Annotated in this window: 14 protein-coding genes and 3 pseudogenes; 9 read left to right on the top strand and 8 right to left on the bottom strand. The window is 56.6% G+C overall.

Annotated features, from left to right (window positions below; all coding sequences use genetic code 11):
- Positions 1 to 108 precede the first annotated feature (108 nt).
- The gene (locus tag CAF76_RS01810; RefSeq protein WP_039768536.1) at positions 109 to 1566 is read left to right on the top strand and encodes an NAD-dependent succinate-semialdehyde dehydrogenase; all 1458 of its coding nucleotides are present in this window, start codon (positions 109 to 111) and stop codon (positions 1564 to 1566) included.
- Positions 1567 to 1593: 27 nt separating this feature from the next.
- A complete protein-coding gene (locus CAF76_RS01805) occupies positions 1594 to 2673 on the top strand; it encodes a tartrate dehydrogenase (protein ID WP_085646604.1) in 1080 nt (359 codons plus the stop codon).
- A 54-nt stretch (positions 2674 to 2727) separates the two neighbouring features.
- Here CAF76_RS01805 and CAF76_RS01800 read toward each other — a convergent pair whose 3' ends face one another.
- Positions 2728 to 3654: a glyoxylate/hydroxypyruvate reductase A gene (locus tag CAF76_RS01800; RefSeq protein ID WP_085646603.1), complete on the bottom strand. Its 927-nt coding sequence runs from the start codon at positions 3652 to 3654 to the stop codon at positions 2728 to 2730.
- A 286-nt stretch (positions 3655 to 3940) separates the two neighbouring features.
- Here CAF76_RS01800 and gabT point away from each other — a divergent pair, with 286 nt between their 5' ends.
- The 3 genes from gabT to CAF76_RS01785 all read left to right on the top strand — a co-directional run bounded on the left by gabT (position 3941) and on the right by CAF76_RS01785 (position 6520).
- Complete coding sequence (gene gabT, locus CAF76_RS01795; RefSeq protein ID WP_085646602.1) at positions 3941 to 5233, top strand: 4-aminobutyrate--2-oxoglutarate transaminase; 1293 nt, start codon at positions 3941 to 3943, stop codon at positions 5231 to 5233.
- 96 nt (positions 5234 to 5329) lie between these two features.
- On the top strand, positions 5330 to 5986 hold the full coding sequence (locus CAF76_RS01790) for a 2-haloalkanoic acid dehalogenase (protein ID WP_085646601.1): 657 nt from the start codon (positions 5330 to 5332) through the stop codon (positions 5984 to 5986).
- 45 nt (positions 5987 to 6031) lie between these two features.
- Positions 6032 to 6520, top strand: a complete 489-nt coding sequence (locus CAF76_RS01785) for an Lrp/AsnC family transcriptional regulator (protein WP_039768527.1) — start codon at positions 6032 to 6034, stop codon at positions 6518 to 6520.
- A gap of 62 nt (positions 6521 to 6582) precedes the next feature.
- Here CAF76_RS01785 and CAF76_RS01780 read toward each other — a convergent pair whose 3' ends face one another.
- On the bottom strand, positions 6583 to 8046 hold the full coding sequence (locus CAF76_RS01780) for an aldehyde dehydrogenase family protein (RefSeq protein WP_085646600.1): 1464 nt from the start codon (positions 8044 to 8046) through the stop codon (positions 6583 to 6585).
- A gap of 225 nt (positions 8047 to 8271) precedes the next feature.
- On the opposite strand from CAF76_RS01780, the pseudogene CAF76_RS01775 reads away from it, so the two are divergent.
- A pseudogene (locus CAF76_RS01775) lies at positions 8272 to 8412 on the top strand (diguanylate cyclase domain-containing protein); the annotation flags it as partial.
- Between the two features lie 40 nt (positions 8413 to 8452).
- Here CAF76_RS01775 and CAF76_RS01770 read toward each other — a convergent pair.
- The 4 genes and pseudogenes from CAF76_RS01770 to CAF76_RS28805 form a co-directional block, all read right to left on the bottom strand.
- Entirely contained in the window at positions 8453 to 9553 is a 1101-nt protein-coding gene (locus CAF76_RS01770) for a low temperature requirement protein A (RefSeq protein ID WP_085646599.1), read from the bottom strand.
- 159 nt (positions 9554 to 9712) lie between these two features.
- Entirely contained in the window at positions 9713 to 10240 is a 528-nt protein-coding gene (locus tag CAF76_RS01765) for a DsbA family protein (protein ID WP_064596690.1), read from the bottom strand.
- Between the two features lie 11 nt (positions 10241 to 10251).
- A complete protein-coding gene (locus tag CAF76_RS01760; protein WP_085646598.1) occupies positions 10252 to 10794 on the bottom strand; it encodes a redoxin domain-containing protein in 543 nt (180 codons plus the stop codon).
- Between the two features lie 32 nt (positions 10795 to 10826).
- Positions 10827 to 11108: pseudogene (locus CAF76_RS28805) on the bottom strand (TolC family protein); the annotation flags it as partial.
- A 348-nt stretch (positions 11109 to 11456) separates the two neighbouring features.
- On the opposite strand from CAF76_RS28805, the gene CAF76_RS01750 reads away from it, so the two are divergent.
- From CAF76_RS01750 to CAF76_RS01740, 3 genes are all read left to right on the top strand, one after another.
- On the top strand, positions 11457 to 11756 hold the full coding sequence (locus CAF76_RS01750) for a hypothetical protein (protein ID WP_085646596.1): 300 nt from the start codon (positions 11457 to 11459) through the stop codon (positions 11754 to 11756).
- Positions 11757 to 11884: 128 nt separating this feature from the next.
- The gene (locus CAF76_RS01745) at positions 11885 to 12250 is read left to right on the top strand and encodes a histone-like nucleoid-structuring protein, MvaT/MvaU family (protein WP_064596683.1); all 366 of its coding nucleotides are present in this window, start codon (positions 11885 to 11887) and stop codon (positions 12248 to 12250) included.
- A 233-nt stretch (positions 12251 to 12483) separates the two neighbouring features.
- Complete coding sequence (locus tag CAF76_RS01740) at positions 12484 to 13800, top strand: APC family permease (RefSeq protein ID WP_371857875.1); 1317 nt, start codon at positions 12484 to 12486, stop codon at positions 13798 to 13800.
- A 152-nt stretch (positions 13801 to 13952) separates the two neighbouring features.
- Here CAF76_RS01740 and CAF76_RS01735 read toward each other — a convergent pair whose 3' ends face one another.
- On the bottom strand, positions 13953 to 14273 hold the full coding sequence (locus tag CAF76_RS01735) for a hypothetical protein (RefSeq protein WP_085646595.1): 321 nt from the start codon (positions 14271 to 14273) through the stop codon (positions 13953 to 13955).
- A gap of 283 nt (positions 14274 to 14556) precedes the next feature.
- Positions 14557 to 14823 (bottom strand): annotated as a pseudogene (locus CAF76_RS28985) (short chain dehydrogenase); the annotation flags it as partial.
- Positions 14824 to 15028: the final 205 nt, after the last annotated feature.

Below are 15028 nucleotides of genomic sequence, written 5' to 3'. Positions count from 1 at the left end.
CTGTTCCACCGCCAATTTCAGCAGCCGACACTGTCCGCTACGCGCTTTCAGCATCCTTATCCGTCGAGTCTCCCTAGACTGGAATCTGTCTCGGATCAGGACTCGACCATGCTCAAGAATCGTTTGAAAGACCCCGGTCTTCTCGCAGAACTCGCTTACGTGAACGGTCAGTGGATCGGCGCCGATGACCGCGCGACCCTGGATGTCGTCGACCCGGCCAGCGGCGAATTGATCGGCCGCGTGCCCGCCATGCAAGGCGTGGAAACCCGACGCGCCATCGCCGCCGCCGAACAGGCCTGGCCCGCCTGGCGGGCACGACCGGCCGCCGAACGTGCGGCGCTGTTGGAGCGTTGGTATCAGGCGATGATCGACAACCTTGACGATCTGGCGCTGATCATGACCTGCGAACAAGGCAAGCCGCTGAATGAAGCCAAAGGTGAAATCCGCTACGGCGCGGGTTTCGTCAAATGGTTTGCCGAAGAGGCTCGGCGGATTTACGGCGAAACCATGCCGGCCCCCAGCGGCGACCGCCGACTGTTGACCCTCAAACAACCGGTGGGTGTCTGCGCGGCGATCACGCCCTGGAATTTCCCCAACGCGATGATTACCCGCAAGTGTGCACCGGCCCTGGCGGCAGGGTGCCCGATCATCGTCAAACCGTCGGATCTGACGCCGCTGTCGGCGCTCGCATTGGCCGTGTTGGCTGAGCGCGTCGGCATTCCGGCCGGGGTGTTCAATGTGCTGACCGGCATGCCCGCCGGGATTGGCGAAGAGCTGACCGGCAACCCGACGGTGCGCAAGATTTCCTTCACCGGTTCCACTGCGGTGGGCCGTTTGCTGATGCGCCAGAGTGCCGAACACATCAAACGATTGAGCCTGGAGCTCGGCGGCAACGCACCGTTCATTGTGTTTGACGATGCTGATCTTGAGCAGGCGATTACCGGGATCATGCTGAGCAAGTTTCGCAACGCCGGGCAGACCTGTGTCTGCGCCAACCGGATTCTGGTACAGGACGGCATTTACCCGCGTTTTGCCCAGCGTCTGGTCGAGGAAGTCGGCAAGCTCAAGGTCGGCAATGGCCTGCAGGACAACGTGACCATCGGCCCGCTGATCAACAAGGCGGCCGTGAGCAAGGTGGCCCGCCACATTGATGATGCCTTGAGTCAGGGCGCGCAGCTGCTTTGCGGCGGCGTTCCGCAGGGCGACAGTCAATTTGTGCAACCGACGGTGCTTGGCGATGCCCACGCCGGCATGCTCCTGGCCAACGAAGAAACCTTCGGCCCCGTCGCGCCGCTGATGCGGTTCACCGACGAAGCCGAAGCCTTGGCCCTGGCCAACGCCACGCCGTTTGGCCTCGGCGCCTATTACTTCACTCAAGACTTGCGTCGCTCATGGCGTTTCGGCGAAGCGCTGGAATTCGGCATGGTTGGCCTCAACACCGGAATCATCTCCATGGAAGTCGCGCCGTTCGGCGGCATCAAGCAATCGGGGCTGGGTCGTGAAGGCAGCAAATACGGTCTTGACGAATACCTTGAAGTCAAAGCCTTCCACATCGGCGGCTTGTAACTTCACAACAACGGGGAGCCACAACTGATGAGCAAGGTCTTCAAGATCGCCGCGATTGCCGGCGACGGGATTGGCAAGGAAGTGCTGCCCGAGGGGCTGCGGGTTCTGGAGCAGGCCGAGAAGAAATGGCAGCTGGACTTGAGCATTGAAGTGCTCGACTGGGCGCATTGCGATTATTACCTGGAACACGGGCAGATGATGCCCGAGGACTGGTTCGAACAGCTCAAGGGCTTCGACGCGATTTACTTCGGCGCCGTGGGCTGGCCGGAGAAAGTGCCGGACCATATTTCCCTATGGGGGTCGCTGCTGAAATTCCGTCGCGACTTCGACCAGTACGTGAATATCCGCCCGGTGCGCTTGTTCCCCGGGGTGCCATGCCCGTTGGCCGGACGCGAACCGGGGGATATCGATTTCGTGGTGATTCGCGAGAACACCGAAGGCGAGTACTCATCGGTCGGCGGCAAGATGTTCGAAGGCACCGAGCATGAGTTCGTGCTGCAGGAGTCGGTGTTCACCCGCCGAGGTGTCGACCGGATTCTCAAGTTTGCCTTCGACCTGGCCCACACCCGGCCACGCAAGCGCCTGACCGCAGCGACCAAGTCCAATGGCATTTCGATCAGCATGCCGTACTGGGACGAGCGCACCGCGCTGATGGCTGCGCAGTACCCGGAAGTGACGTGGGACAAGCAGCACATCGATATCTTGTGCGCGCGCTTCGTTCTACAACCGGATCGGTTCGATGTGGTGGTGGCGTCGAACCTGTTCGGCGACATCCTCTCCGACCTGGGGCCGGCGTGTGCCGGAACCATCGGCATTGCGCCGTCGGCCAACCTTGATCCGCAGCGACGCTTTCCGTCGCTGTTCGAGCCGGTGCATGGTTCGGCGCCGGACATCTATGGGCAGAACATCGCCAACCCGATTGCGATGATCTGGTCCGGGGCGCTGATGCTCGATTTCCTGGGCAACGGTGACGAGCGTTATCGTGCAGCACACGACGGGATCCTGCAGGCGATCGAGCGGGTGATCGCCGAGGGGCCGATCACCCCGGACCTGGGCGGGAAGGGCTCGACCCAGGATGTCGGCAGGGCCATCGCCGAATTCCTCTGAAACATCGTCATCCTCTGCATGAGTGAGCCTGCTCGCTCATGCAGAGGGTCTGAATCAGTAGCCCTTGTTGCGGTCGATCTGACCGTTCATGGGCTCGCCGCGTTCGAAGCGGCGGATGTTCTCCAGCAGGACAGCAAATGCACTTTCCGGCTGGGTCATCGCCGCGATATGCGGCGTCAGCAGAATCTGCGGATGGCCCCAGAAGGGATGATCCGCCGGCGCCGGTTCGTTCTGCACCACATCCAGCACCGCTCCGCTGAGTTGCCCGCTGTCCAGCGCTTCGAGCAAATCTTCTTCCACCAGATGCCCACCGCGCCCCATGTTGATCAGTGCCGCGCCACGCGGCAATTGGCGAAAAAACTCACGGTCGAGAATGCCACGGGTCTGCTCGGTCAGCGGCAATACGCACATCACAATGTCGCACTGGCTCAGAAACGCCGGCAGTTGCTCGTGACCGGCAAAACACTCGACACCGGCAATCCGATGCGCACTGCGCGCCCAGCCCTTGAGGGCGAAGCCCAGGGGCTGCAAGGTGGCGAGAATCTGCTGCGCCTGAGTTCCGAGGCCCATCACCCCCACCCGACGCTGATGCGCCGGCTGCAACAGGTGCGCCTGCCAGCACCGCGCCATCTGCTGCTGGCGATAGCGCAACATATCCCGGTGCAAAGCGAGCACGGCAAAACTGGCGTACTCGCACATGCCTTGAGTGATCCCGGGATCGAGCAGGCGCACCACTGGAAGACTCGGCGGGATACGCCTCAGGTCCAGTTGATCGACGCCGGCCGACAATGCAAACAACACCTGCAGATTCGGCAGCACAGTCTGCAGATCTTCCGGCGCCTGCCACGCCGCCAGGTACTTGATGTCTGTGGGATCGCCGATGTCCGGCCAGGCGCGCCATTCGATATCCGGGGCATGTTCGGCGAACAGTGCTTTCCACTGTTCGCCGCGCACGGGGTCAGCTTTGTAAAGCAGGGCCATGGTCAATTCCTGAGTGAGTTGAAAGTGCTCCCATCATCGCCCAACCCCAGAGCAGGATCTGTCGAAAGCAGCGCTGCGAACACTGCGCGCCACGTCATATACGCACGCGTCCGGCAGATTCGGCGGCCTGAAGGAATCTGCCGTTTGGCAGGGTGAAAACAGTCGATCCGGATTTCTCAGGGGCCAAGTTCGGCGTAGTTCGTTCCGCACAAGTCTTAATCTTAAGACCCTGTGTAACCACCTCCTGCATTCACTCCGGGCTGCCGGACTCACGAAGGGAAATGCCATGAACAGCCAAGTCGACCAAACGCCTCATTTACTCCGTCAGCGTGATCAGTTCGTGCCTCGCGGACTGGTCACCGCTCATCCACTGGTGATTGATCGCGCCCAAGGGGCTGAATTGTGGGACGTGGACGGCCAGCGTTATCTGGACTTCGTCGGCGGCATCGGCGTGCTGAACATCGGCCATAACCATCCCAAAGTAGTTGCAGCGGTGCAGGCCCAATTGCATAAGGTCTCGCACGCCTGCTTCCAGGTGGTGGCCTACAAGCCGTATCTGGATCTGGCCCAGCGTTTGTGCGAAATGATAGGTGGCGAGGAACACTACAAAGCGGCGTTCTTCACCTCCGGTGCCGAAGCCGTGGAGAACGCGGTGAAAATCGCCCGCGCTCACACCAACCGCTCTGCGGTGATCTCCTTCCGCGGCGGTTTCCATGGACGCACCTTGCTCGGCACCACGCTGACCGGCATGAGCCAGCCCTACAAACAGAACTTCGGGCCATTCGCGCCGGAGGTGTTTCACACCCCATTTCCCAATGCTTATCGCGGCGTCACCAGTGAGATGGCACTCAAGGCGCTGGACGAGTTGCTCGCCACTCAGGTTGCGCCGGAGCAGGTTGCGGCGATCATCATTGAACCGGTGCAGGGCGACGGTGGTTTCCTTGCGGCGCCGGCACCATTCCTCCAGGCATTGCGCGAGTTGACCGACAAGCACGGCATCGTGCTGATCCTCGATGAAATCCAGACCGGATTCGGCCGCACCGGCAAGTGGTTCGGTTTCCAGCACGCCGGCATCCAGCCTGACCTGGTCACCGTCGCCAAGAGTCTGGCCGGCGGGCTGCCGTTGTCGGGCGTGGTCGGCAAAGCTGACATCATGGATTCGCCACTGCCCGGAGGCCTCGGCGGCACCTACGGCGGCAATGCACTGTCCTGCGCGGCGGCCCTGGCAGTGATCGACGCTTATGAAGAGGAGAAACTGCTCGAACGTGGCGATGTATTGGGCAAGCGCCTGCGTGAAGGTTTGCTGCAGTTGCAGCGCCGTCACCCGCAGATCGGTGACGTACGCGGCACCGGTTTCATGCTGGCCATCGAGCTGATCAAGGACGATGAAGCGCGCTCCCCGGACGCGGATCTGAACCAGCGTGTGATCGATGAAGCGCGCAAAGGTGGCTTGCTGGTGATCAAGTGTGGCGTCTATCGCAACGTCTTGCGCTTCCTCGCGCCACTGGTGACGACCGAAGCGCAGATCGATGAAGCGTTGCAGATTCTGCAGGCTGCATTGGCACGGGTATTGAACTGATGTCCGCCGGGTTCAGCGGCGCGGTCGCTGGCCAGCGTCGCTGAACCTTTTTGGCGCACGGATTGATGAAACGCATCATCGGAGGCTGTGTACACCATGGGGCTGACTGATTATCGAGCACTGCTCATCGATTGCGACGAAGTCCTGGTTGACCGTGATTCGGGGGTCTGGACAGCGCTGCAGCCGTTGCTCGACAGCCGGGGCGGGCGCCCGGACAAGGAACAGGTGCTGGGCGAATTTCGCGAGGTGGTGCAGGCGCTCTATCCGCGCTTTGCCGAACTGGGCTTCAGCGGATTGCTGTGTTTTGCCCATCGCCAACTGGCCGAGCGCTGGAGCTTGAACGCGAGTTGGGAGGAGGGCATGAGTTTCGCGCGCTCTGCTGCCAATTGGTCATTGTTCGAAGACGCACCGGGAGCGATGCTGTACTTGCGCAAGTTTTATCGCCTGTTGGTGGTGGGCGACCGGGATGCCGAGGATCGCGCCGTGTTGTGCGAGCATCTGGGGATTGTGGCCGATGACTTTATTTCGCTGGCCAGCGATCCGTTGCGGGACGAGGGCTGGTTGAATGCCAACGAGCTGAAGCCGGAGCACATTCTGCGGGTGACCCGACCCGCCGCCCGTGGCCCGGCGCTGACCGATGTGTGTCTGATCGGTCGCGAACGGGGCCAACAGCCGACCCCATGTGCTGCGGATTATTGCATCAACAGCATGGCTGATCTGGTCGCACAGCATCAGCAGTGTTTACGGCGCTGATTTTGCTAGTAGATTGTCCTACAAATGGCAGTCAAGAGGTTCGCAATGGAAGGTTTAGTCAAACTGGACCGCATCGACATCAGTATCCTGGTTGAGTTGCAGAGGGACGGGCGCATGACCAATGTCAGCCTGGCCGATGCCGTGGGATTGTCGGCCAGCCCCTGTCTGCAACGGGTCAAACGGCTGGAATCGGCCGGATACATTTCCAGCTACAAGGCCCACCTGAACCTGGCGAAGATCACCGAATCGGTAACGGTCTTCACCGAAATCACCCTGAGTGACCACAAGCGTGAAGACTTCGCCAAGTTCGAGTCGAACATTCGGCTGGTGGATGAGGTGCTCGAGTGCCATTTGATCAGTGGTGGCTACGATTATCTGGTGCGTTTCATGACGCGCAGTATTCAGCACTATCAGGAAGTGATTGAAAGCCTGCTGGATAAAAACATCGGCATTTCCAAGTACTTCAGCTACATCGTTATCAAGTCCCCGGTGCTCAAGGACGGTGTGCCGTTGCGCAAGTTGTTGCGGCACTGAAGTTCCCTACATCCATCAGGCGCGATCCAATAGGGGGACAGCTGACTGTCCCCCATTGTGTGCTAGCCACCGAAGCCTACGATTGCTTTGGTTTCCAGATATTCCTCAAAGCCGTAGACACCAAATTCACGACCATTTCCGGATCGTTTGTAGCCACCGAATGGGGCCATGGGATTCCAGGCCGGGTGATTCAGCAGCACTTGTCCTGCGCGGATGCGTGAGGCAACGGCGCGTGCATGATCAAGGTCGCGGGATTGAACGTGGGCGCTCAGTCCGTACACGGTGTCGTTGGCGATCGCGACAGCCTCATCGAGCGTTTCATAGGCAATGATGCACAGCACTGGCCCGAAGATTTCCTCCTGGGCAATGCGCATGCTCGAGTCGACATCGGAAAAGACAGTCGGTCGGGCATAGAAGCCTGTTTCATGACCAGGCACGCGGCCTGGTCCGCCGCAGACGAGTTTGGCCCCTTCATTCAGGCCCGATTCGATCATGGCTTGCACGCGCTTGAACTGAGCCTCATTGGCTATCGGACCGAGTACCGTTTCTTCCGATTGTGGATCCCCCACGATGATCGCGTTGGCGGTTGCGGCGGCCAGTGCCTCGACTTCCGCCAGCCGGTCCCTGGGTACGATCATTCTGGTCGGGGCGCTGCAGGATTGTCCGACGTTGCGAAACGCCGTCATCACGCCCAGTGGCACGACGTTGGCGAAGTCGGCATCGGGCAGCAGCACGTTGGGTGACTTGCCGCCCAGTTCCTGGGTGACGCGTTTCACTGTAGGGGCGGCTGCCTGTGCGACCAGCGCACCTGCGCGGTTTGAACCGGTGATCGAAATCATATCGATATCCGGGTGTGCAGCCATGGCGCCGCCGACCTCGGGGCCCGTGCCATTGACCAGATTGAAGACACCCGGTGGCAGGCCGGCGTCATGCACCAGTTGGGCGAAAAGAAGGGCGCTCAACGGTGACAGTTCGCTGGGTTTCAGCACCACCGTGCATCCGGCGGCAATCGCTGGAGCCACCTTGGCGGTGATTTGATAAAGCGGCCAGTTCCAAGGGGTGATGAGACCGCAGACGCCAATGGGTTCGCGGTCAATCGCGGTGCCGCCTTCAACCGTCTGGAAGCGATAGGTGGACAGCAGATCACGGGCAATCCGAACGTGTTCGGCCGCCAAAGGCACTTGCATCGCTCGGGCGAAACCGATGGCAGCACCCATTTCCAGAGAGAGCGCCTGCGCAAGCGACTCTTTTCGTTCAAGGATCAGGTCGTAAATCTTTCCAAGAAGGCTCGCGCGCGTTTCGGCGGAGGTCGCAGACCAGCGAGGAAACGCCGCACGCGCTGCAGCGACGGCCCGATCAACGTCTGCGGCCGACCCGCTGGCAACCTCTGCAACTACGCTTTCAGTCGCTGGATTGACCACGGGCGAACTGGCAGGCGTTGCCGGCGAACACCAGCCACCATTGATATAAAACTGTTGAGCCGTTTGCGAATCCACGGCGTGGATATTCGAAGATTGTGTTGTCATCCAACTAGCTCCTTAGAGGACTGATGGGGGCTGTTAACCGCAGGGACGGAGGGAGGTCAGAGCAACGCCGGGGCACCGGTATATGGGGTGCCCTGTGGTTTGAATAAGCTAGCAAAAGGGCTCAGTCGAAATATGCCGTTCTTGAAGTCGGCAAGGGATAATCTGCTGTATCTCAGGGGCTGACGTTGTGTCTGTGCGATCGAGCATCAAAGCTGATAGCTAATGCGTAAGCGTCGTCTGGCGGTGATGTGTATTGATCTGGATGGATTCAAATCCATCAACGATTCGATCGGACACTACTTCGGCGATCAGGTACTGATTGAAGTGGCGCAGCGAATGACTCAGCAGATTCGTCCCGGTGATACCACTGATGCACCTGCGAGCTCCATGCTCGAATAATAAACATTTAACGATATCTGAAATTCAACAAAACATAACAGATCATGGTTGCTGTTAGTCCGATCAATATGTACTCGATGCGGGGCAGGAATATAACCAGTCCAGCCAAAGACAACACGATCAAGGTGTTTTGCAGTATGTACTTCCTTATTTTAGGTACGGCTACGAAATAGCCATATTGCTTGCCCAGGAAAAACAAGGTCATGCCGATGATTGACATAATCTGAAAATCGCGAATCACAATGTCATTCAGGATTGCATGTCTAATCAAATTTGCTAGGAGGGCCAGCCCTATAAATAGAAAGAGGTGCGAGTAGATTAAGGAGTGCCCACTCATACTGCTATCATTTTTGCTCAGCAGGTAAAAGCTATCAAAATAGATCCACCAGATACTGCAAATCATGATAAAGCCGGTGATTGCTGCCATTACATTATAAAGATCCCATTGAATGCCGGATAATCCTCCAGCAAGGCTAATGACTGACTCACCCAATAAGATGAGGGTGAGTAAACCTAGTCGTTCGACCAAGTGTTCCGTATGTGCTGGCAAAGGCTTTGATTTGCTCCAAAAAAATACAGGAAGCAGAATATCAAGAAAAATCCCAATGTAAGCGACAACGTAACGCACAGGTGGGTCAAAAAGAATGGATGTAAGACTAACCATCGCGCTAACTAACAGGGCAAAGCCAAGCCTGGAGGATAATTCGCTGCGGTAATCGATTTTACTGATGGATGAAATGTACATGATGCTGATGATGGCACGTATTCCAAAATAGCAGGAAATAACAAGCGGATAGTTTACTCCTGATTCCTCCCCGATCCGTGCAGACAACACAATCAGCAGCAACATTATAAATAGTGTGGCCAGGCGGTGAAGGCTGCTGTCTGTATCAAATCTGTTGGAGTAAATCGTGTGGCTGGACCAAACCCACCACAATGGAACAAAAAGCAGGATAAATGTCCATAGTTGCTCTTGTTCAAAGTGGCCTTGATGAACATGTCCGAGAGTGTGCGTAACCTTGCCAATTGCAACAACAAAAATCAGGTCAAAAAACAACTCTAACCATGTGGCGTGTCGATTTTTTTCATAATACTTCAAGGATTTCATTCGCTGCTGGCTCCGTGTCGGCGATCTGTATATGGCCAAATGGCGAGTGCGCAGCAGCGAGCCAATTGGATCGGGCAGATGCTGCCGTTCAACAGCCGTAAATGCCGCCTCGACTATGGTGTGGGGGCTGGCAAGCGAGTTGACTATCCGGCAATTTCGTCAACTCACCAACGAAAGCTCAATCATCTGACTCATTTCGGCGAACTCTGGAACCCCGTCATAGCGAAGCCCGTCAATGTAAAACGCGGGGGTGCCATTAACGCCACTCCGTACGCCGCCATTAAAGTCGGATTTTATTTTGGCCAGGTAAGTGCCTTCCTGCAGCGCAACATAAAGTTCTTCACTGGAGAGACCGTGTTTTAGAGCGATGGCCCGAAACAGTGGCATGCCCAATCGATCCTGATTTTCATAGAGTTCGTCGTGAGCCTCCCAGAAGAGTCCTCGACTCCCTGCATATTCAGCGGTGACGGCTGCACCCATTGCGTGCGGGTGGGCGGTGGTCAGGGGAAAGTTACGGAACACGAACAGCAGATCATTGCGAAAACGCTGTTGGAGATTTTTGACGACCCAATACGCTAAACCGCAATAGGGACATTCATAATCGCCAAATTCCACCAAGGTGACTTTGGCATGCGCGCTTCCCTGGCGATGGTCGTTGGCACTTACCGGCACTTTGAGAGTGGCCATGTGATCACCTGTTAATTTTTGGTTGGCGTGCTTTGTGGCGCGTTCGCCAGTGCATCCAGCGCATCCAGAATGCCGTCCGCCCCTGGGTTGATTGCCATTGGTGAGATGTAGCTCCAGGTGATCACTCCCTCCTTGTCAATCACGAACAGTGCCCGCTTACAAACTCCCAGGTGGGAGTCGTACGCTCCATACCGTCGCGCTACAGCTCCTTTGGGCTCAAAATTGGCCAGCAGGCTGAAGTGGAAATTCCGATCTTTGGCAAAGGCCTGATGACACCAGGCGCTGTCGACTGAGATACCCAGAAGCGTCGCACCGTATTCTCTGAATGTGGGTAGCAACTGGTTGTACAAGGTCAGTTGATCGCCACAAACCGAACTCCAATCGGCGGGATAAAACGTCAGTATCACGGGATTTCCCTTCAGCTCGCGTAGCGACAATTGCTGATCGGGAGTCGCGTACAGTAAGAAGTCGGGCGCTACGGTGCCGGCTGGCAGCGGCTCCTGAACCAGATCGTCTTTCGTTTCCTCTGCATCACCAAATTCTGAAGTGTTCATTGCTTGAGCCCTGATAGATAGGAGTTTGGGGTCTACTCAGGGGGGATGCGACTTGCCCGGCGGGGATAACTCCATCCACCATAAAGGGATTTATAAGAGGCAACGCTGCCACGATCTCAGCCTGAGCCTGAGTGTTTTCGGCAGCAAGACGTTCATATTCCGCGTCCAGAAGCACGACGACGCCCGCCGTGCTTTCGCGGTATTGGATTGAGGGCCAGGTGGGGAGAGCAGCGACAGGATTCGCTCTGGCTCACCAATGACTATAGTCGCTGTTGTCGCTTGTCGTAGTCGCTAAACGCGTTTTCGGTTTCCTTGGCAAGACCTCGCGCGCTCGTTCTGTTGCCATGCACCTTCGCCGTAAATACCTGGTCATCTCATTACTGATCGATTCGCCTCTGCGAATTCGCAGCTCAAAGCGTTGCTCGATCACTCTGGTGATTCCATAGCCTCAATTGCTGATGAGTGGGTGATTTACCACTGGCGGTACTTCTGATCATGAAGTCGATGTTCTTTGCGGGTTTGGCTGAGGTGCAGGAAGGGCTGGAAGCAGACGAACGGGATGGTTTCGTCATCAGCGGCAATCGCAGTGAACTGCCTTCACTTGGAACGACCCCTGGGCCCGTAAGTCTATCTGTATCTACTCATTGGTAAGGTACAGCGCAATGGATAAGACAATCACTGTCGATCAACTTGTTACCACCGACCTCAGATCAATCAACGAAATATGGCTCGGCGAAACTCATACTCAACTTTGCCTATGTCGAGGTGAACAAGTCTTTACGCACGAGATGATGAGTGAGGGCACCCACGATCAGAATATCCAGCGCCTGTGCCTGCAGCTGGTCGACCCTGACGATCAAGCCGCAGTTGCCAGCGTTGAGTTGATCGTGCGCGAACAGCTCAAAAGGATAGGGAATGAAGGTGAGTTTTATCCGGCTGAGGAGGCGGATACTCATCGATAAGACATTCACAGGGAATCAATTCAAGGCCTGTTGAGGCTGTCCAGTTAAAGTCCCAGCGCCAGTCCTTGTAAGTGCGGTCCGTGATTTATGGTGTAACCTTCAGGTATTACTCACATCGAGATTTTTTCATGTCTAAACTTGCCGAATTCCGCCAGCTCGAAAAACACCTCGCCGAACAGCTCCAGGCCCTCGAAACCCTCAAGGGTGATGCTGGCCTCAAGAAAGAAATCGAGTTCGAAACGAAGCTGCGCGACTTGCTCGCAAAATACGGCTACAGCCTTAAGGACGTGATCAACCTGCTTGATCCGCAAGCAGGTCGTCGCGCTCCAGCCGCCGTGTCCAAAGCCGGCAGTCGCAAGCCTCGCCAGTTGAAGGTCTATAAAAATCCGCACACTGGGGAAGTTGTTGAAACCAAAGGCGGCAATCATAAAACGCTGAAGGATTGGAAAGCAGAGCACGGCTCCGACACTGTGGAGTCCTGGCTGACCAAATGATTTTGGTTTGAACACAAAAGGGCCTGATTACGGCCCTTTTTTGTTTTCGATTTTTAGCTACTTGAGAGGAATTCCTTAGCTCTAATCAGGGTGTACGTGAGGCACCTTTTACTTGTCACCCTGGCAAGATATGTGAACTTTAGTGATACGCGAATTTCCATTGCTTGAGAGTGAAGCCGCCTGGCTTCCAGCCCGGTAATCGGCCCTCCGAACCTCAAGTCAGGAAGTAGATCGTGAAGACCTTGCCCTCCAAGACCTCCCTGCGCCGGGCCGTTACCGGCCCGATGCTTTTTCTATTTATTCTCGGCGATGTGCTCGGAGCGGGCGTTTATGCTCTTGCCGGGACAATTGCGGGGGAGGTGGGTGGCGCAATATGGATGCCGCTGCTCATCGCTCTTTTTTTCGCGATGCTTACTGCAGGCTCCTATGCCGAGTTGGTGACAAAATATCCCCACGCAGGCGCCGCTTCGGTTTTCGCCGAGAAAGCGTTCGGGTCACCGCTCATTTCTTTTCTCGTGGGCTTTTGCATGCTATCTGCAGCTGTCACGAGCGCTGCGGGTTTATCGCTGGCGTTTGCGGGTGATTACCTGGCGGCGTTCATCCATGTACCACCTCACATTTCAGCCTTACTGTTTCTTCTCGTGATCGCGCTACTAAATGCGAGGGGAATCAAAGAATCCTTGGGAGCCAACCTGGTGATGACAGTCATTGAGCTGTCAGGCCTTCTTTTGGTCGTTGTTGCCGCCGCTTGGTATTTCCGTACAGGTGATGCAGATTTGGGTCGCAGCCTGGAGTTCAAGCCGGGAGTCAGCCCGATGTTAGCCGTTTTGGGTGCGGCACTGATCGCCTTCTATTCGTTTGTAGGATTCGAAACATCCGCCAATCTTGCAGAAGAAATTCGAGACGTTCGAAAGGTTTACCCACGCGCATTATTTGGCGCATTACTGACCGCCGGAGTCCTCTACATGGCGGTCGGTGTAGCTGCATCTTCCGTACTGCCCATGGAAAAACTGGTTGCAACCTCTGCTCCTCTTCTTGAGGTGGTTCGGGCGTCAGGTTTGAACATCCCGCCTCGCGTCTTTGCCTTTATTGCGTTGGTCGCAGTCGCCAACGGCGCACTTCTAACCATGATAATGGCCAGCCGCCTTACTTATGGCATGGCCTGCCTTGGACTTTTGCCGAATGCCTTGAGCAAGGTGCTGCCTCAACGACGCACCCCGTGGATAGCAGTGATCGCTACCACCCTCGTGGCAATCGGGCTCACGCTGACGGGGACGCTAGCCACACTCGCTGAAACGGTCGTCCTGCTCCTGCTGTTCGTATTTCTCAGTACCAATTTGTCCGTGTTGATCCTGCGCCGTGACGAGGTTGCGGAAGATCACTTTCGAGTACCTACGTGGGTTCCGGTACTTGCTATCGTCTCGTGCCTGATACTGCTTAGTCAGCAAAGTCTGGAGACCTGGATGCGTGGAGGCGTATTGATCCTGACAGGCATGCTGCTTTTCGCCTGTGCAAGAATGGCACTGCCGGCGCCAGTGGAGCCTGGCTAGGCTTGTAAGCGCTTTCCCTGTCTACCGCAGCGTTAACTTGGCTAAGTTATACAAGTGCCAGGGCGAGCGGTTGTATGGGTGCATTCAATGCCTTGGATCGGCGGTTGTGAGCAACACTGGAACATCATCAGAATCCCGCCTTACGCCGAGAGTTAATCAGCCTCTTGGAGCGAGCTGAACCATTCGGCATAAGGGGAATTGACGACCAGCCGCCGGTTGAAGTCCGGGCTTCCATCAGTCCACCAGACAGGCCCCCGTTCCCCGAGGGCCACTTTGGCCATTTGTACCTTTTCCCGAGCGCGTTTCAGTTGCGATGCGTCTTGCGAACCCTTTGCGTTCTTGACCTCTCGTCGAGCGGCCATAAGCGCATCGACAAGACGCTGGCGCACATCTTCATCCAATGATGGGTTGGAACATCGCCATAGCTGGCCTTTGACAACAAAGTAGCGACCGTCTGGTGTCACTGGATGCATTCCTGTCTCCGACCGTTCAAAGAGCACTTCTCCAAAAAATCAGCAAGGACGGCTATCTCCGTTTTCGGGCAGGAAGGCGATTGGCTTGTTTGACTCCAAGCAGTATTCCCAGTATTAGCGCGGCGCCTGCCGCCAGGAGTATTGGATATGGATGTTTACCTGACATCCGGACGCCCTCGACTCCGTGTTGATCGCTTGCCGGAGCAGGTCGATGTCGTGTTGACGATGGAGTAAGACGGCTTGGACTGGCAGCGGGGTCGGCATCTGCCCTGTACGGCATTTCGTTCAAGGGCAATCGCGCACCGTCCGCGAGAGTCAGGGTGAGGTCTTCGACAGTGCCGGCGAGTCGATCGGGAAACACCGGCTCACCCGTGGGATCAAGCTCATCGTAATAAAACTGCTTTCCTTCCAGCCAACCGATGGCCGTCATCAATTCCGGGCCAAGGTAATATTTTCCGTCGAGGAAGAAACCCGGGAAATGTCGCGTGCGTTCGAGACTGTCTATGGTGTAGCGCTCGCCTGCCTTCATACCGGTTGCTGGGTCGATCATGATGAAATCCTCAGATTCGCTGGTGTTGCGATAGAGGACGGGGCCTGGCGCAACGTTCCATCGAGATTACCGAAAGGCTGATTGCCAAAATGGCGACGGTCGTGATTTCGATGCGCCATCCTGACGTTCATCAACCACTTTGAACTCTACCGACAGCTGATCCGTCCTCTGCTTTGAGGGGCTCAGGGCAATTCTGCTGCGCAGT

Origin of the sequence: Pseudomonas sp. B40(2017) (assembly GCF_002112855.1) — a bacterium.
GTDB lineage: Bacteria > Pseudomonadota > Gammaproteobacteria > Pseudomonadales > Pseudomonadaceae > Aquipseudomonas > Aquipseudomonas pharyngis.
Note: the sequence above shows the minus strand (reverse complement) of the source record. Positions and strands in the feature narration are given on the sequence as shown.